At 70.6% G+C, this 16,918-nt stretch carries 19 protein-coding genes; all 19 read left to right on the top strand.

The window, feature by feature from the left end:
* Positions 1-26: 26 nt before the first annotated feature.
* Positions 27-1,688: an arginine--tRNA ligase gene (argS, locus tag KV097_RS11725; protein WP_220346491.1), complete on the top strand. Its 1,662-nt coding sequence runs from the start codon at positions 27-29 to the stop codon at positions 1,686-1,688.
* 4 nt (positions 1,689-1,692) lie between these two features.
* The gene (gene lysA / locus KV097_RS11720; RefSeq protein ID WP_220365945.1) at positions 1,693-3,090 is read left to right on the top strand and encodes a diaminopimelate decarboxylase; all 1,398 of its coding nucleotides are present in this window, start codon (positions 1,693-1,695) and stop codon (positions 3,088-3,090) included.
* Positions 3,091-3,155: 65 nt separating this feature from the next.
* Positions 3,156-4,469 carry a homoserine dehydrogenase gene (locus KV097_RS11715; protein ID WP_220346493.1) on the top strand — a complete coding sequence of 438 codons (1,314 nt, stop codon included), beginning with the start codon at positions 3,156-3,158 and terminating at the stop codon, positions 4,467-4,469.
* On the top strand, positions 4,466-5,545 hold the full coding sequence (thrC, locus tag KV097_RS11710) for a threonine synthase (protein ID WP_220346494.1): 1,080 nt from the start codon (positions 4,466-4,468) through the stop codon (positions 5,543-5,545). The genes KV097_RS11715 and thrC overlap by 4 nt, the downstream gene beginning before the upstream one ends.
* Positions 5,542-6,468 carry a homoserine kinase gene (thrB, locus tag KV097_RS11705; protein ID WP_220346495.1) on the top strand — a complete coding sequence of 309 codons (927 nt, stop codon included), beginning with the start codon at positions 5,542-5,544 and terminating at the stop codon, positions 6,466-6,468. The genes thrC and thrB overlap by 4 nt, the downstream gene beginning before the upstream one ends.
* Before the next feature lie 395 nt (positions 6,469-6,863).
* Positions 6,864-8,723 carry a transcription termination factor Rho gene (rho, locus tag KV097_RS11700; protein ID WP_220366028.1) on the top strand — a complete coding sequence of 620 codons (1,860 nt, stop codon included), beginning with the start codon at positions 6,864-6,866 and terminating at the stop codon, positions 8,721-8,723.
* Positions 8,723-9,202: a glutathione peroxidase gene (locus KV097_RS11695; RefSeq protein WP_220344052.1), complete on the top strand. Its 480-nt coding sequence runs from the start codon at positions 8,723-8,725 to the stop codon at positions 9,200-9,202. Before rho ends, KV097_RS11695 begins: the two co-directional genes overlap by 1 nt.
* Positions 9,199-9,381: a hypothetical protein gene (locus KV097_RS11690; protein ID WP_220344053.1), complete on the top strand. Its 183-nt coding sequence runs from the start codon at positions 9,199-9,201 to the stop codon at positions 9,379-9,381. Before KV097_RS11695 ends, KV097_RS11690 begins: the two co-directional genes overlap by 4 nt.
* 117 nt (positions 9,382-9,498) lie before the next feature.
* Positions 9,499-9,705 (top strand): 50S ribosomal protein L31, encoded by a 207-nt coding sequence (rpmE, locus tag KV097_RS11685; protein WP_220344054.1) that lies wholly within the window; start codon positions 9,499-9,501, stop codon positions 9,703-9,705.
* Between the two features lie 85 nt (positions 9,706-9,790).
* Positions 9,791-10,879, top strand: a complete 1,089-nt coding sequence (gene prfA / locus KV097_RS11680; protein WP_220344055.1) for a peptide chain release factor 1 — start codon at positions 9,791-9,793, stop codon at positions 10,877-10,879.
* Positions 10,876-11,727 carry a peptide chain release factor N(5)-glutamine methyltransferase gene (gene prmC, locus KV097_RS11675; RefSeq protein WP_220344056.1) on the top strand — a complete coding sequence of 284 codons (852 nt, stop codon included), beginning with the start codon at positions 10,876-10,878 and terminating at the stop codon, positions 11,725-11,727. Before prfA ends, prmC begins: the two co-directional genes overlap by 4 nt.
* Before the next feature lie 75 nt (positions 11,728-11,802).
* A complete protein-coding gene (locus tag KV097_RS11670; protein WP_220344057.1) occupies positions 11,803-12,441 on the top strand; it encodes an L-threonylcarbamoyladenylate synthase in 639 nt (212 codons plus the stop codon).
* Between the two features lie 3 nt (positions 12,442-12,444).
* Positions 12,445-13,566 carry an MraY family glycosyltransferase gene (locus tag KV097_RS11665; RefSeq protein WP_220365944.1) on the top strand — a complete coding sequence of 374 codons (1,122 nt, stop codon included), beginning with the start codon at positions 12,445-12,447 and terminating at the stop codon, positions 13,564-13,566.
* A gap of 89 nt (positions 13,567-13,655) precedes the next feature.
* Positions 13,656-14,090, top strand: a complete 435-nt coding sequence (locus KV097_RS11660) for a hypothetical protein (RefSeq protein ID WP_220346499.1) — start codon at positions 13,656-13,658, stop codon at positions 14,088-14,090.
* 27 nt (positions 14,091-14,117) lie between these two features.
* On the top strand, positions 14,118-14,324 hold the full coding sequence (locus KV097_RS11655; protein ID WP_220344060.1) for an AtpZ/AtpI family protein: 207 nt from the start codon (positions 14,118-14,120) through the stop codon (positions 14,322-14,324).
* 88 nt (positions 14,325-14,412) lie between these two features.
* Positions 14,413-15,195, top strand: a complete 783-nt coding sequence (gene atpB, locus KV097_RS11650) for a F0F1 ATP synthase subunit A (protein ID WP_301021693.1) — start codon at positions 14,413-14,415, stop codon at positions 15,193-15,195.
* A gap of 117 nt (positions 15,196-15,312) precedes the next feature.
* On the top strand, positions 15,313-15,501 hold the full coding sequence (gene atpE, locus KV097_RS11645) for an ATP synthase F0 subunit C (protein WP_220346617.1): 189 nt from the start codon (positions 15,313-15,315) through the stop codon (positions 15,499-15,501).
* Between the two features lie 48 nt (positions 15,502-15,549).
* Positions 15,550-16,092, top strand: coding sequence for a F0F1 ATP synthase subunit B (locus KV097_RS11640; RefSeq protein ID WP_220344061.1), 543 nt, complete (start codon positions 15,550-15,552; stop codon positions 16,090-16,092).
* Positions 16,092-16,901 (top strand): F0F1 ATP synthase subunit delta, encoded by an 810-nt coding sequence (locus KV097_RS11635; RefSeq protein ID WP_220365943.1) that lies wholly within the window; start codon positions 16,092-16,094, stop codon positions 16,899-16,901. Before KV097_RS11640 ends, KV097_RS11635 begins: the two co-directional genes overlap by 1 nt.
* The last annotated feature ends 17 nt before the right edge of the window (positions 16,902-16,918 follow it).

The following is a 16,918-nucleotide window of genomic DNA, read 5'->3' as shown; positions in this document are numbered from 1 at the left end:
TTGACGGGCCTCGATACGATTCGTAGGTGACTCCCGAACAGCTCTCCGATGCGATCGTCGACGCCCTCAACGCCCTGGTGGCGTCGGGGACGGTCTCCCTGCCCGAGGTTCCCGCGTCGGTGGTCGTCGAGCGACCCAAGGTCAAGGACCACGGCGACTACTCGACCAACGTCGCGATGCGGCTCGGCAAGCAGGCCCAGATGGCGCCGCGGGACCTGGCTGCCGCGCTCGCGGAGCAGCTCGCGAAGGCCCCGGGAGTGGGTTCCGTCGAGGTCGCCGGGCCTGGGTTCCTCAACGTCCGCGTCGACACGGGGGCTCAAGGCTCCCTCGCCGGCGACATCGTCCGTGCCGGCAGCGCGTACGGCATCACGGACACGCTGGGCGGCCGACGGGTCAACCTCGAGTTCATCTCGGCCAACCCCACGGGTCCGCTGCACCTCGGCCACACCCGCTGGGCCGTCGTCGGTGACGCGATCGCCCGGGTCGTCAGCGCGGCCGGGGCCCAGGTCTCGACCGAGTTCTACGTCAACGACCGCGGCACCCAGATGGACAAGTTCGCGGCCTCGCTGATGGCGGTGGCCAACGGCGACGAGGTCCCGGAGGACGGCTACCACGGTGGCTACGTCGTCGACCTCGCCGCGGAGGTCGTCGCCGCGGTCCCGGGGATCCTCGACCTGCCCGCCGACGAGCAGCTCGCCGCGTTCCGCGAGAACGGCTACGAGCTCCAGCTCGCCCACCAGAAGGCCGACCTCGCCACCTTCCGGACCGTGTTCGACTCCTGGTTCTCCGAGCGTTCGCTCGTCGCGTCCGGCGCCGTCGACCGGGCGCTGGAGGTCATCGCCGAGGAGGGCCATCTGTACGAGGCCGACGGTGCCACCTGGATGCGGACGACCGACTTCGGTGATGACAAGGACCGGGTCCTGATCCGCTCCAACGGGGAGCAGACCTACTTCGCGTCCGACACGGCCTACTACCTCGACAAGCGGGCCCGTGGCTTCGAGCAGTGCCTCTATCTCCTGGGAGCCGACCACCACGGCTATGTCGGACGGCTCCAGGCCATGGCGGCGTGCGCCGGGGACGAGCCGGGCTACAACCTCCAGGTGCTCATCGGCCAGCTCGTCAAGATCCTCTCCGACGGGGTGGAGCTCAAGCTGTCGAAGCGGGCGGGCACGCTCGTCACGCTCTCGGAGCTGATCGACATGGTCGGTGTGGACCCGTTGCGCTACACGCTCGTACGGCACCCGGTCGACTCCCCGCTGACGGTCGACGTGGCCGAGATGACGCGGCAGAGCCCGGACAACCCGGTCTACTACGTCCAGTACGCGCACGCGCGCCTCTCCAGCATCCTGCGCAACGGCGCCGACCTCGGGATCGTCCCGGCGCCCGACGCCGCCGACCTGTCGTACCTCTCGACCGAGCGCGAGGGCGACCTCCTGCGCGCGCTGGCGGAGTTCCCCCGGGTCGTGGCCCGCGCCGCGGAGCTGCGCGAGCCGCACCGCGTCGCGCGCTACCTGGAGGACACAGCGGCGGCGTTCCACAAGTTCTACGACGTGTGCCGCGTCCTTCCGCAGGGCGACGAGGACGTGCAGCCCGTCCACACGGCACGCCTGGTCCTCATCGACGCCACCCGCACGGTCCTGGCCAACGGGCTGGAGCTGCTCGGCGTCTCCGCTCCCGAGCGGATGTGATCCGGTGCGTTCGCACGAGGCCGGTGCGCTGCACGGGCAGGCCGGGAGCCGGGGTCCGGCATGGCTGCGCGAGCCCGACGACACCAACGAGCTGGTGCGGCACCTGTGGTCCGACCATGTCGAGCGGCGCGAGGACGGCGAGCTGGCCGTCGCCGGCGTCGGCGCGACCGAGCTGGCCGCGGAGTTCGGGACGCCCCTCTACGTCGTCGACGAGGACGATCTCCGCGGACGCGCGCGCGCCTTCCGCGAGGCGTTCGCCGGGTGGGACGTCTACTACGCCGCGAAGGCCTTCCTCTCGACCGCGATCGCGCGGTGGATCACCGAGGAGGGCCTGCGGATGGACGTGTGCACCGGGGGCGAGCTCGCCGTCGCGCTGCGTGCCGGTGTACCCCCGGAGAACCTCGGCCTGCACGGCAACAACAAGAGCATCAGTGAGATCCGCCGGTCGCTCGAGGCCGGGGTGGGCAGGATCATCGTCGACTCGCTCCTCGAGGTGGAACGCGTCGCGACGGTCGCTGCCGAGCTGGGGGTGACGGCGCGGGTGATGGTGCGGGTGACCGCCGGCGTCGAGGCACACACCCACGAATACATCGCCACCGCGCACGAGGACCAGAAGTTCGGCCTCTCCATCACCGAGGGCGACGCCTTCGAAGCGGTGCGGCAGGTGCTCGAGCGGCCGTCGCTGGAGCTGCTCGGGCTGCACTCGCACATCGGGTCGCAGATCTTCGACACCGCGGGCTTCGAGGTTGCGGCGCACCGGGTGCTGGCCCTGCACGCCCGGATCTGCGCCGACCTGGGCTACGTCGCCCCCGAGCTCGACCTCGGCGGCGGCTACGGCATCGCGTACACGACCCAGGACGACCCCTCCACCCCGCAGCAGCTCGCCGACGGCATGCGCGAGATCGTCGAGCGGGAGTGCCGCGGGCTGGGCGTCGCCGTCCCGCGACTGTCCGTCGAGCCGGGTCGCGCGATCTCCGGACCCTCCACGTTCACGCTGTACGAGGTGGGCACCACCAAGGAGGTGGCGCTCGACGGCGGAGCGATGCGACGCTACGTCGCCGTCGACGGCGGGATGAGCGACAACATGCGCACCGCTTTGTACGACGCCGACTACTCGTGCACGCTCGCCTCCCGTGCCTCCACGGCCACGCCGGTGCTCAGTCGTGTCGTCGGCAAGCACTGCGAGTCCGGAGACATCCTGGTCAAGGACGAGTTCATGCCGTCCGACGTGGCCCCGGGCGACCTGATCGCGGTGCCTGGCACCGGCGCGTACTGCCGCTCGCTGGCCTCCAACTACAACCACGTCCCACGCCCCGCGGTGGTCGCGGTCAAGGACGGGGCGGCTCGGCTGATCGTGCGCCGGGAGACCGAGGACGACCTGCTGCGCCTCGACGTCGGCTGACCTGCCTGTCGCTCATGCGCCGGACACCGGCGTCCGGCGCCCGCCTCCACGACTAGGCTGGCCCTGTGACCTCCCACCCTGATCAACCTCGCACCCTGCGCGTGGCGCTGCTCGGGCACGGCGCCGTCGGCAGCGAGGTGGCTCGCCTGCTCACCCGTGACGCCGACGAGCTGGCCCAGCGTGTCGGTGCCCGCCTCGAGCTGGTCGGCGTCGCCGTCAACAGCGCGCGCAGCGACCGCGAGACCGTCTTCGACCCTGCTCTCCTGACCACCGACGCGATGTCGCTGGTCACGCGCGGGGACGTCGACGTGGTGATCGAGCTGATCGGGGGCATCGAGCCTGCCCGGTCGCTGGTGCTGGCGGCGCTCGAGCATGGAGCATCGGTGGTCACGGGCAACAAGGCGCTCCTCGCCGAGGACAGCACCACGCTCTTCGCCACGGCCGATGCCGCCGGTCGCGACCTGTCGTACGAGGCGGCCGTCGCCGGAGCGATCCCGATCGTCCGGCCGCTGCGCGAGTCGTTGACCGGCGACCACGTGCGTCGTGTCCTGGGCATCGTCAACGGGACCACCAACTTCATCCTCGACGCGATGACGAGCACCGGCCAGAGCTTCGACGAGGCGCTCGCGGAGGCCCAGCGTCTCGGGTTCGCCGAGGCCGACCCGACCGCCGACGTCGAGGGCTTCGACGCCGCCGCGAAGGCAGCCATCTTGGCGAGCCTCGCGTTCCACACCCGGGTGACCATCGACGACGTCCACCGCGAGGGCATCAGCAGCGTCACCGCGGCAGAGATCGCCTCGGCCGACGACATGGGCTGCGTCGTCAAGCTGTTGGCGATCTGCGACCAGAGCTCGGACGGTCAGGCGGTCTCCGCCCGAGTCCACCCCGTGATGATCCCCAAGGACCACCCTCTCGCCAGCGTGCGCGGGGCCTACAACGCGGTCTTCGTGGAGAGCGAGTCCGCCGGACAGCTGATGTTCTACGGTCCCGGCGCAGGGGGGTCCCCGACGGCGAGCGCCGTCCTCGGCGACGTCGTGGCCGTGGCCCGCAACCGGCTGCTCGGGGTGACCGGCCCGCCCGAGCGGACCCACGCCCGTCGCCGCGTCCTCGGCATCGGCGACGCCCTGACCCGCTACCACATCGCCCTCGACGTCGACGACAAGGCAGGCGTGCTCGCCTCGGTCGCCCTGGCGTTCGCGGAGAACGAGGTCTCGATCTCGGCCGTCCAGCAGGAAGGCCACGGCGACGACGCCCAGCTCGTCGTCATCACCCACACCGCGACCGACGCCGCGCTCTCGCGCACGGTACGACAGCTCCGTGACCTGCCGATGGTCCGTGACGTGTCGTCGGTGATGCGGGTCGAAGGAGAAGGACTGTGACCGAGCAGCACGGTGCCCGCCTGTGGCGCGGCGTGATCGACGAGTACCGCGACCGTCTGCCCGTCGTCGGGGACACGCCGGCGGTGACGCTGGGGGAGGGTGGCACGCCCCTGGTCCACTCGGGCTGGCTCTCTGAGATCACGGGCTGCGACGTCCACCTGAAGGTCGAGGGGAGCAACCCCACGGGCTCGTTCAAGGACCGTGGCATGACGGCCGCGATCACGGTGGCAGCGGCCGAGGGGGCCGAGGCGGTCGTGTGCGCGTCGACCGGCAACACGTCGGCGTCGATGGCTGCCTACGCCGCCCGCGCCGGCCTGCGCCCCATCGTCCTCGTCCCACAGGGCAAGATCGCCGCGGGCAAGATGGCTCAGGCCCTGATGTTCGACTCCCTGGTCGTGCAGGTGCGCGGCAACTTCGACGACTGCCTCGACATCGCCCGCGGGCTCGCCGACAGCTATCCCGTCGCGCTCGTCAACTCCGTCAACCCGGTGCGGATCCAGGGCCAGAAGACAGGCGCCTTCGAGGTGGTCGACGCCCTCGGCGACGCGCCGGACCTGCACGTCATGCCGGTCGGCAACGCCGGCAACATCTCGGCGTACTGGCTGGGCTACAGCGAGTACGCCGCCGACGGCGTGGCGACGCGTCGTCCGCAGATGTGGGGCTTCCAGGCCGAGGGTGCGGCACCGCTCGTGCTCGGTGCTCCGGTGCCCGACCCCGAGACGGTCGCCAGCGCCATCCGGATCGGCAACCCCGCGTCCTGGAACCTCGCGGTCGCCGCGCGCGAGGAGTCCGGCGGACGCATCGCCTCGGTGTCGGACCGCGAGATCCTCGACGCGCAGCGCGAGCTGGCCCGGCACGACGGCGTGTTCGTCGAGCCGGCGTCGGCCGCCGGCGTGGCTGGGCTGCTCAAGGCCACGGCTGCGGGTGAGGTGCCGACCGGCGCCACGGTGGCGGTCGTCGTCACCGGCAACGGCCTCAAGGACATCGACACGCCCTTGACCCATCTCGGTGACATCGCCGAGAACGTCGTGGACGCCGATGTCCGCAAGGCGGCCGAGCTCGCCGGTCTGGCATGAGCCCCTTCGTCTCGGGGCCGGTGACGGTGGTGACCCCGGCCTCGTCGGCGAACCTCGGCCCCGGCTACGACACCCTCGGCCTCGGACTCGGCCTCTACGACGAGGTCACGGCCGAGGTCGTAGACGGGTCAGGGCTCGAGGTGACGGTCGAGGGCGTGGGTGCCGACGACGTGCCTCGTGACGAGTCGCACCTCGTGGTCCGCGCCCTGCGCGCCGTCTTCGACGAGGCCGGCCTCGACCAGCCGGGTCTGCGGGTGCGCTGCCTCAACCGCATCCCGCACGCGCGTGGGCTCGGGTCGAGCTCCGCGGCGATCGTCGGCGGGATCTCCGCGGCGCGCGCGCTGTTGACCGCGACCGCTCCCGGGACCATCGCGCCGCCCGGCGCGGTGACGGTGGACGACGCCAGCGCTCTCCAGCTGGCGACCCGGATCGAGGGTCACCCGGACAACGTCGCTGCCGCACTCCTCGGCGGCCTCACCATCGCCTGGGACGACGGTGCCCGGACACGTGCCGTACGCCTCGACGTGCAGGCCTCCGTGGTGGCCTTCGTGCCCCCGGACGGGGTGAGCACCGAGGTTGCGCGCGGGCTGCTGCCCGACCAGGTCCCGCACGCCGACGCCGCCCGCAACGCCGGTCGCGCGGCGCTGCTCGTGGCCGCGTTCGACGGGCGGCCCGAGCTGCTGCTCGACGCGACCGAGGATGCGCTGCACCAGGCCTATCGGGCGCCGGCGATGCCCGCGTCGTACGCGCTCGTGCAGGAGCTGAGGGCTGACGGCGTCCCGGCGATCATCTCCGGCGCCGGCCCGACCGTGCTGGCCTTCGCGACCGACATCTACGAGGCGGCGCCGCTGGTCGGACGCGCGCCCGAGGGTTGGGCGGCGCTCCCGCTCGAGATCGCCGCCCGCGGCGCCTGCCGGGCCTGACCGATCCTCGGAGGGCGCTGTCTCACCATCTGTTCACCAGGGGAACATGTGGACTGTGGGGGGTGTTACAGTCGCATCGGGTGATCCGAGAGGGTACGACTCGCTCGCACCTCCTCGACCCCATCTCTCCCCGCATCCTCCTGACGTCCGTCGATGTTCAGAAGTTCCAGGACCGCGTGGGAACCGCACATGCTTGTCCGCCTCCGGTTCACGGGGTCGGGCCTGGCGGTCCGCTACCTCGTACGGACCGCTCACAACGAGCGGCGCCCGAGTGCCGCCTGACGTGGGAAGGACCTCACGTGACCGAAACACCCACCCTGCTCGGTGGCGCCGGCGAGCCCGCAGCCGAGCCCGTGGCGAAGACCTCCCGTCGACGGGGGACCGGCCTCAACGCCATGGTTCTCCCGGAGCTGCAGCAGATCGCCTCCGGCCTCGGCATCAAGGGGGTCGGCAAGATGCGCAAGGGCGCGCTGATCGAAGCCATCCAGTCTGCACAGGGCGGCTCGACCACCGCGGCGCCGGCGCGTACGAGCGCTCCCGAGGCGACGACGCCCGAGGCGGCCGCCGCGACGACCGAGAGTGCCCCTCGCGCGGAGACGCGTGAGGATCGTGGCCAGCAGGCCCGCGGCGACAAGCGGGACGCCCGCGGCGACAAGGCCCGCGAGGACCGCGGCGGCGACAAGCCCCGCGAGGACCGGGGCGACCGCGGCGGCGACAAGGCCCGCGAGGACCGGGGCGACCGCGGCGGCGACAAGCCCCGTGAGAACCGGGGCGACCGCGGCGGCGACAAGCCCCGCGAGGAGAAGCCTCGGGAAGAGCGCGCGGAGAAGTCCCGCGACGACCGCAGCGGCGACCAGAATGCTGCCGACGCCCAGCGCGCCGACAAGACCGAGAGTCGCGACCGCGGTGACGCCGACCGCGGCAACGACCGCGACGGCGAGGGCGGCGGACGCCGCCGAAACCGCAACCGCAACCGCAACCGCAACCGTGATCGCGACCGCAGCGACCGGGGCGACCGCAGCGACCGGGGCGACCGGGGCGACCGGGGTGACCGCAGTGAGCGGACCGGGCGCGAGTCCGAGCCAATGGTGGGCGACGACGATGTCCTCATCCCCGCTGCCGGCATCCTCGACGTGCTCGACAACTACGCGTTCGTGCGCACCAGCGGCTACCTGCCCGGCGAGAACGACGTCTACGTCTCGCTGTCGATGGTCCGCAAGTGGGGCCTGCGCAAGGGCGACGCGATCGTGGGTCAGGTGCGCCAGCCCCGTGAGGGCGAGCGCAAGGAGAAGTTCAACCCCCTGGTCAAGATCGAGTCGGTCAACGGCATGACGATCGAGGAGGCCAAGCAGCGGGTCGAGTTCTCCAAGCTCACCCCGCTCTACGCCTCGGAGCGGCTCCGCCTGGAGACCGAGCCGACCCAGCTCGCGGGCCGCATCATCGACATCGTGTCGCCCATCGGCAAGGGCCAGCGTGGACTGATCGTGTCGCCCCCCAAGGCCGGCAAGACGATGGTGATGCAGCAGATCGCCAACGCGATCACGACCAACAACCCCGAGTGCCACCTGATGGTCGTCCTCGTCGACGAGCGCCCGGAGGAGGTCACCGACTTCCAGCGCACCGTCAAGGGCGAGGTCATCGCGTCGACCTTCGACCGGCCGGCCACCGACCACACGACGGTCGCCGAGCTGGCGATCGAGCGCGCCAAGCGTCTCGTCGAGCTCGGGCACGACGTGGTCGTCCTGCTCGACGGCATCACGCGCCTCGGACGTGCCTACAACCTTGCCGCCCCGGCGAGCGGGCGCATCCTCTCCGGTGGCGTCGACTCGTCGGCGCTCTACCCGCCGAAGCGGTTCTTCGGCGCCGCTCGCAACATCGAGGACGGCGGGTCGCTGACCATCCTCGCCACCGCGCTGGTCGAGACCGGCTCGCGGATGGACGAGGTGATCTTCGAGGAGTTCAAGGGCACCGGCAACATGGAGCTGCGTCTCCGCCGCGAGTTCGCCGACAAGCGGATCTTCCCGGCGATCGACGTGGAGTCCTCCGGCACCCGGCGCGAGGAGCTCCTGATGAGCCGCGAGGAGCTGTCCATCATCTGGAAGCTGCGTCGCGTGCTGTCGGGCCTGGACGGTCAGCAGGCCCTGGAGCTCATGATCGAGAAGCTCAAGACGACCAAGAGCAACGTCGAGTTCCTCATGCAGATCAACCAGAGCACCCCCGCCACCGGACGCCGGGGCAATGGGGACGACGACTGATGAGCAGCGTCTACGACTTCCGCGCCGTCGACATCGACGGCACGGAGCGGGATCTCGACGAGTTCCGGGGTAAGGCGGTCCTCGTCGTCAACACGGCGAGCAAGTGCGGCTTCACCCCGCAGTACGAGGGGCTTGAGAAGCTGTACCGGGAGTACCAGGACGAGGGCCTCGTGGTGCTCGGCTTCCCGTGCGACCAGTTCCGCAACCAGGAGCCGGGCGACGAGGCCGAGATCAAGGAGTTCTGCTCCCTGACCTACGACGTGACCTTCCCCATGTTCGCCAAGGTCGACGTCAACGGGCCGGAGGCGCACCCGCTCTACCAGTGGTTGCGCGACCAGAAGTCGGGCGTCCTCGGTGACCGGATCAAGTGGAACTTCACCAAGTTCCTCATCGACCCCGAGGGCAACGTGGTGGACCGCTATGCGCCCACCACCAAGCCCGAGGACCTCGCCGACGACATCGAGAAGCTCCTGCGGTGAACCCTCTGGTGGTCACGGTGGTGCTGCTCAACGCACTCGCCGGGGCCTCGGTGCTGTTCGCGCTGACCGAGGCCAACAAGGGTGTGCCGATCTCCGAGACCGCGGTCTACCTCACCGTCGCGGTGGGGCTCATGGCGCTCTCGGTGATCCTCCTGGCGGGCTCGATGATCGCGGCCTGACCAGGGAATGCAACCCCGACGATTCGTGTTTCACCGAGCGACGGTGGCACAATGCCTACGGCTCTGGTTCACGGCCCGACCAGCGGGACGACCCAGCGGCTGACGAGAGGAAGACACATGAAGCACGACATCCACCCCAAGTACGTCGCGACCGAGGTCTCCTGCACCTGCGGCAACACGTTCACGACCCGCAGCACCTCGACCGAGGGCGTCATGCGCGTCGAGACCTGCTCTGCCTGCCACCCGTTCTACACGGGCAAGCAGCGCATCCTCGACACCGGCGGCCGCGTCGCCCGCTTCGAGAAGCGCTACGGCAAGAAGTAACCCCGTCGCGGCGCCGGCCACGCACCTCGCGTGCGCCGGCGCCGTTGTCATGTCAGGACCCGTTACGCAGGGAGGGAGGAGACCGATGAGCAACCGGTTCGACGCCGTGGAGTCGCTCGTGCGCGAGCACGCCGACCTCGAGACGCAGATGGCCGATCCCGCCGTCCACTCCGACCCTGCGCGCGCCAAGCGGCTCGGCCAGCGCTATGCCGAGCTCACGAGCATCGTCCGGACCTACCACGACTGGCAGCAGACGGTGGACGACGTCCAGGCCGCGCGTGAGCTCGCCGACGAGGACCCCGACTTCGCCTCCGAGGTGGCGTCCCTCGCGAGCCGCGAGCACGACCTCGCTGAGCGGCTGCAGCGCCTCCTGGTCCCGCGGGACCCCGCCGACTCCAAGGACGCGATCCTCGAGATCAAGGCGGGCGAGGGTGGCGAGGAGTCCGCGCTGTTCGCCGGCGACCTGCTCCGGATGTACCTGCGCTGGGCGGAGAGCCGCGGCTGGAAGACCGAGCTGATCGACGAGAACGCCTCCGACCTCGGCGGCTACAAGTCGGTGACGGTCGGCGTGAAGGCCAAGGGAAGGCCCGAGCCGGGGGAGGCGCCGTACGCGAAGCTCAAGTTCGAGGGCGGCGTCCACCGGGTCCAGCGCGTGCCCGTGACAGAGTCGCAAGGCCGCGTCCACACCTCCGCCGCCGGCGTGCTCGTCCTCCCCGAGGCCGAGTCCGTCGATGTCGACGTCAACGAGAACGACCTCCGGATCGACGTCTTCCGGTCGTCGGGGCCGGGCGGGCAGAGCGTGAACACGACCGACTCCGCCGTCCGGATCACCCACCTTCCCACCGGCATCGTGGTGAGCTGCCAGAACGAGAAGAGCCAGCTCCAGAACAAGGAGCAGGCGCTGCGGATCCTCCGCTCGCGGCTGCTGCAGGCCGCTCAGGACGCCGCCGACGCCGAGGCCTCGGACGCCCGCCGTTCACAGGTCCGCACGGTCGACCGCTCCGAGCGGATCCGGACCTACAACTTCCCCGAGAACCGCATCTCCGACCACCGCGTGGGCTTCAAGGCCTACAACCTCGACCAGGTGATGGACGGCGCGCTCGACGACGTCGTGGAGGCCTGCGTCGATGCCGACCTCGCCGCGCGGCTCGCCGCCGTCGAGAGCTCGGCGTGACCCAGGTCCGTACGGCACTGGCCGACGCCGCCCGTCGGCTCGCCGAGGCGGGGGTCGCCTCGCCGCGCAACGACGCCGAGCTGCTCCTCGCCCACGTGCTCGGGACGGGGCGGTCGGGTCTGCTGCTCGTGGACGGCATCGACGACGCACAGGCGACGGCGTACGAGGAGCTGGTCGTCCGCCGTGCGGCCCGAGAGCCGCTGCAGCACCTGACGGGCTCGGCCGCCTTCCGCTACCGCGACCTGGCCGTAGGCCCGGGGGTCTTCGTGCCCCGCCCCGAGACCGAGTCGCTGGTCGAGTGGGGCCTGTCGGTCCTCGACTCGTTCGAGGTCGAGCACCCCGTGGTCGTCGACCTCGGGACGGGATCCGGTGCGATCGCCGGTGCCGTCGCCTCCGAGCGGCCGCACACCCGCGTCCACGCCGTCGAGCTGGGCGACGCGGCCTTTGCCTACGCCGAGAACAACCTGGCCGGCCTCGGCGTCGACCTTCGCCACGGTGACCTCGCGGAGGCGTTCCCCGACCTCGACGGGACCGTCGACCTCGTCCTGGCCAACCCGCCGTACATCCCTCTCACGGCGTGGGAGTCGGTCGCCGTCGAGGCCCGTGACCACGATCCCGACCTGGCGCTGTGGTCGGGGGAGGACGGGCTCGACGCGATGCGTGACGTCGCCGCGACGGCGGCTCGGCTGCTGCGCCACGGCGGCTGGGTCGGCGCCGAGCACGCCGACGTTCAGGGGGCCTCCGCGCCCGCCGTCTTCGTCGCGCACGGTGCCTTCGAAGAGGTCCGCGATCGCGCCGACCTGGCCGGGAGGCCGCGGTTCGTCACCGCGCGCCGCGCTCGTCGGTAGGGACCTCCCGCCCTGTTGCCGCCCCAACCAGCAGGGGTACGGCGGGTCCAGGACCGGTGCTGGCACGATGGCCCTGTGAGCGAACGGTTCTCCTGCCTCGACGACGACCAGCGTGACGCCGGGCTGGAGGCTGCCCGGGCGGCGATCCGCGACAACGCCCTGGTCGTGATGCCGACCGACACGGTCTACGGGATCGCCGCGGACGCCTTCGAGCCCGAGGGGGTCGCAGCACTGCTGGCCGCCAAGGGACGCGGCCGGCACATGCCGCCCCCGGTCCTCGTCGCCTCCACCACCACGCTCGACGCGCTGGCGTCACGGATGGAGCCGTACGTGCACACGCTGGCCGAGGCGTTCTGGCCCGGGCCGCTGACCCTGATCTGCCGCCAGCAGGAGTCGCTGGTGTGGGACCTCGGCGAGACACGAGGGACCGTGGCGATCCGCATGCCCGCGGACGAGAACGCCCTGGCGCTGCTGCGCCGTACGGGGCCGCTCGCCGTGTCGAGCGCCAACCTCACCGGGCGTCCCGCAGCCACCACGGTCGAGGAGGCCGAGGAGCAGCTCGGCGAGAGTGTCGCGGTCTATCTGGACGGCGGGCCTGCGGGCAGCGGCGTGCCCTCGACGATCGTCGACTGCACGGGCGACCTCCCGAGAGTCGTGCGCTCCGGCGCGATCACGGTCGAGCAGATCGTCGAGCTCGGGGTCGAGGTCGGCTGACCCGTGCGCGAGTATCTCGTCGTCTTCCTCGTCGCCGTCGCGGTGACCTATGTCCTGGCCGTCCTGGCGCGCGAGAGTGCGATGAAGGTCGGGGCCTACGCGCGGGTGCGCGACCGCGACGTGCACGCCATCCCCATCCCGTACTTCGGCGGGATCGCGATGCTGCTCGGCCTGCTCGCGGCCTACCTGGTGGCGTCGCAGATGCCGTTCCTGTCGCGCTCAGAGGACGCCGTGCTCTCGGACGCGGGCGCAGTGATGGTCGGGGCGACGGTCATCACGGTCGTCGGCGTGATCGACGACATGTACGAGCTGGACGCGCTCACGAAGTTCGCCGGACAGGTCCTCGCCGCGGTCATCACGGTGTCGATGGGCGTGCAGCTCGTCTATCTCCCGCTCCCGGGAACCACGTGGGCGATCGATCCGCTCCAGTCGATCTTGTTCTCCGTCCTGACGATCGTCATCTGCGTCAACGCGGTGAACTTCGTCGACGGGCTCGACGGTCTGGCCGCAGGCGTCGCCGGCATCGGAGCGGTGTCGTTCTTCATCTTCGCCTTCGTCCTCGTCTCCGAGAACCGGCAGACGAACGCGATCGCCGCGGCGATGCTGTGCGCCGCTCTCGCCGGCGTCTGCGCGGGGATCCTGCCGCACAACTTCAACCCTGCACGGATGTTCATCGGCGACGCCGGAGCGATGCTCCTCGGCTTCGTGCTCGCATGCTCGGCCATCTCCTTGTCCGGCCGGTTCTCGGCTGCCGAGGCGATCCAAGGCCTCGGCGGCGCCCAGGCGTCCCTCTTCCCCGCCCTGCTGCCGCTGCTGCTTCCCTTCGCGGTGCTGCTCGTCCCGTTCGTGGACATGCTGATGGCGGTCGTGCGCCGTACCCGTGCCGGGCGCTCGCCGTTCGCGCCCGACAAGCTGCACATGCACCACCGGTTGCTGGAGATCGGCCACTCGCACCGCCGGGCGGTGCTGGTCATGTACATGATCTCGGGGGTCGTGGCCTTCGGTGCCGTGGCACTCGGCCTGATCGGGGGATGGCGCGCGGTGGCGGGGGTGGCCGTCATGGTCGTCATCACAGCGCTGGCGGTGTTCTGGCTACCCCGCGCAGGGCGGCCTCGCAGCGCGTGAGACTCTGATGGGGCGTCTGATTTTGGCGTGAAAGACCCCTTGTGCTATTTTTCACAAACACCACCCAGTCACGTTTGGACGGCCGCCCCATGACGACCACCCAGCGATCCGATCGCCACACCGCACGCCTGACCCGCGTGCTCGGTGGGGCTGCGCTCGCCGCGGGGATCGCATGCGTCGCGGTGGGTGCGGCGGTGTCGGGTGGACCAGGCGCCCTCGGCGCACTGATCGGCGCCGTGGTCGTCCTGTCCTTCTTCGGCGCCACGTTCGCGGTGCTGCGCCCGCTGACCCGGCCCGCGACCGGCGGGACGATGCTCGTCGCGCTCATGCTCTACGGCACCAAGATCCTCGTCCTCCTGGCCGCCGCCCTGGCGCTCTCGAGCTCGGGGCTGCTGGGTGACCCCGTCGACGCCCAGGCCCTCGGCGTCACCGTCATCGTGTGCACCCTTGTGGTCACCGGGCTCGAGGTCGTGGCTGCGACATCGAGCCGCACTCCTCTCTACGACCTGGGGGAGGAGCGATGACGTCGGCGTGCTACCTTGTGCCTGGCAATGAGCGACTCTTCACCGTCCCCCTCCTTCTCGCGCGACCCTTGGGTCGCTGTCGGGCGGATCGGCGGTGGAGTCTTGGTCTACGGAGCCCTCGGCTACCTGCTAGACCTCTGGTGGGGGACCTCGTTCATGGTGGTGATCGGCATCGTCCTCGGGGCGGCGCTCGGGATCTACACCGTGTTCGCAGCGCTCCAGGACAGGTCCTGACCCCCGGGACGTTCCCAGCCGCGCTGCCCGCCGTACCCGTAACGCCCGTGGACACACGGTGCGCCCGCGCCCTAGATGAGGTGATCGAGTGACCACCCCCGGACGGACCGTCCTCGCCGAGTTCCACCCGCCCGGCCCCGCTGACTTCCAGCTGCCGCCGATCTTCGGCGACGTCACGAAGCCGATGGTCCTGTACGTCCTGTCGGGCGTGCTCATCTTCGGTCTCTTCTACGCGGCCTCCCGCCGCGCCGCCGTCGTGCCGGGCCGGATGCAGTTCGCCGGCGAGTACGCCTACAACTTCGTGCGCAACAGCATCGCGCGCGACTCGATCGGCTCCGCCGACTTCATGAAGTTCGTCCCGTACCTCACGGCGCTGTTCTTCATCATCCTGGTCAACAACTACTACGGCCTCATCCCGCTGCTGCAGTTCCCGACGTTCTCGCACTCGGGCTACGCCTACGCGCTCGCCGCGCTGACCTGGATCCTCTACAACGGTGTCGGCATCGCCAAGCACGGGTTCGCCGGCTACTTCAAGCTGCAGGCCGTGCCGGGCGGCGTCGGCGGTCCGATCCTGCTGCTGATCGTGCCGCTGGAGTTCATGTCGAACATCCTGGTGCGGCCGGTCACGCTCGCGCTGCGACTCTTCGCCAACATGTTCGCCGGCCACCTGCTGCTCATCCTGTTCACCCTCGGCGGCAGCTACCTGGTCTTCGAGTCGGGCAACATCCTGTACGCCCCGGTGGGCGTCATCGCCTGGCTCCTGGCGATCGCGGTGAGCTTCCTCGAGGCCTTGGTGATGTTCCTCCAGGCGTACGTCTTCACCCTCCTGACGGCTCAGTACATCGGCGGCGCGCTCGCCGACGAGCACTGATCCACCACCTGACCGACAACTTCATACCGAACCCGTAGCGAACCCCCCGATGGGTTCACCACAGCGACGCAAACCAGCGTCACGACGAAAGGAACAGCCGTGAGCGGCTCCCTCAACATGATCGGCTACGGCCTGGCTGCGATTGGCCCGGGCGTCGGCATCGGCCTCATCTTCGCCGCGTACATCAACGGCGTCGCCCGTCAGCCCGAGGCGCAGTCGCGCCTCCAGACCATCGCGATCCTCGGCTTCGCGCTCGCCGAAGCGCTCGCCATCATCGGCATCGCGCTCGCCTTCGTCCTTAACTGACGGACGCCACGGCGTTCCACCGACCATCCCTGATGACGAGGTCAGCTCATGAGTAGCACCATCCTTGCGGCGGAAGGGCTCAACCCGCTCGTCCCGCACGTCGACGAGATCATTCTCGGCGTCGTCGTCTTCTTGATCCTGGTCTTCCTGATCAAGAAGTTCGTCGTGCCCAACTTCGAGAAGGCGTACGCCGAGCGCACGGCCGCCATCGAAGGCGGCATGAAGGAGGCCGCGCAGGCGCAGGACGAGGCCAAGGCAGCGCTGGAGAAGTACAACGCCCAGCTCTCCGAGGCACGCCACGAGGCCGCCCGCATCCGCGAGGAGGCGCGCGAGCAGGGAGCGCAGATCATCGCCGAGATGCGCACCCAGGCTCAGGAGGAGTCCCAGCGCATCGTCACCTCGGCGCACCAGCAGATCGAGGCCGAGCGCGCCCAGGCGGTGCAGTCGCTGCGCCGTGAGGTCGGTCAGCTCTCGACCGAGCTGGCGTCGCGGATCGTCGGTGAGTCGCTCGAGGACGAGGCGCGTCAGCGGCGCACCGTCGAGCGCTTCGTCGCCGACCTCGACGGCTCGTCGAACGGATCGGCGAACTGATGCGCGGCGTCTCGGCAACCTCGCTCGCCCAGGTCCTCGAGACCGTGGGCGGGTCGACCGCCGACGGCGCCCAGGGCGTCACCGTCGGTGCCGAGGTGTTCGCGGTGGTCGCCGCGCTCGACACCAACCCGGTCCTGCGCCGGGTGCTGTCGGACCCGGCGACGGAGTCGGACGCCAAGGCCGGCCTGGTCCGGACGCTGTTCGCCGACAAGATCGGTACGGGGGCGCTGGACGTGGCCGTCGCCGCCGTGCGCGGTCGGTGGAGCCGCGCCCGCGACCTCGCCGACGCCCTCGAGCTGGCAGGTGTCCAGGCGGTGCTGTCCACGGCCGACCAGCGGGGCACGCTCGACACGGTCGCGGACACCCTGTTCGCGTTCTCGCGGGTGGTCATCGACGACCCGCAGCTGCGTCGGACGCTCAACGACCGGGCGGCCTCGGTCGAGGGCCGTCGCGACATCGTCGCGCGCCTGCTCGACGGGCAGGTCGACGACGTGTCGCTGGCCCTGGCCCGCCAGGCCGTGGCGATGCGCAAGCACGGCTACGAGGAGACCCTGGTCGCCTTCGCCGAGGACGCCATCTCCCGCGAGGGTCGGCTCCAGGCCCGTGTCGTCACCGCGTACGCGCTGGACGCCGACGAGAAGCAGCGTTTGGCTGGAGCCTTGGCCCGCAAGTACGGTCGAGACGTACACGTGGACGTCACCGTGGACCCGTCGGTGATCGGCGGCCTGTCCGTCGAGATCGCGGGTGAGCGGATCGACTCCACGATCCAGACGCGGCTCGCCGACGCGCGACGGGCTCTCGTCGGCTGACGATGGCCCCCACACAC

The sequence above is a fragment of the Mumia sp. zg.B17 genome, from assembly GCF_019550915.1.
Classification (GTDB): Bacteria; Actinomycetota; Actinomycetes; order Propionibacteriales; family Nocardioidaceae; genus Mumia.
This window is presented reverse-complemented; position numbering and strand designations above follow the sequence as displayed.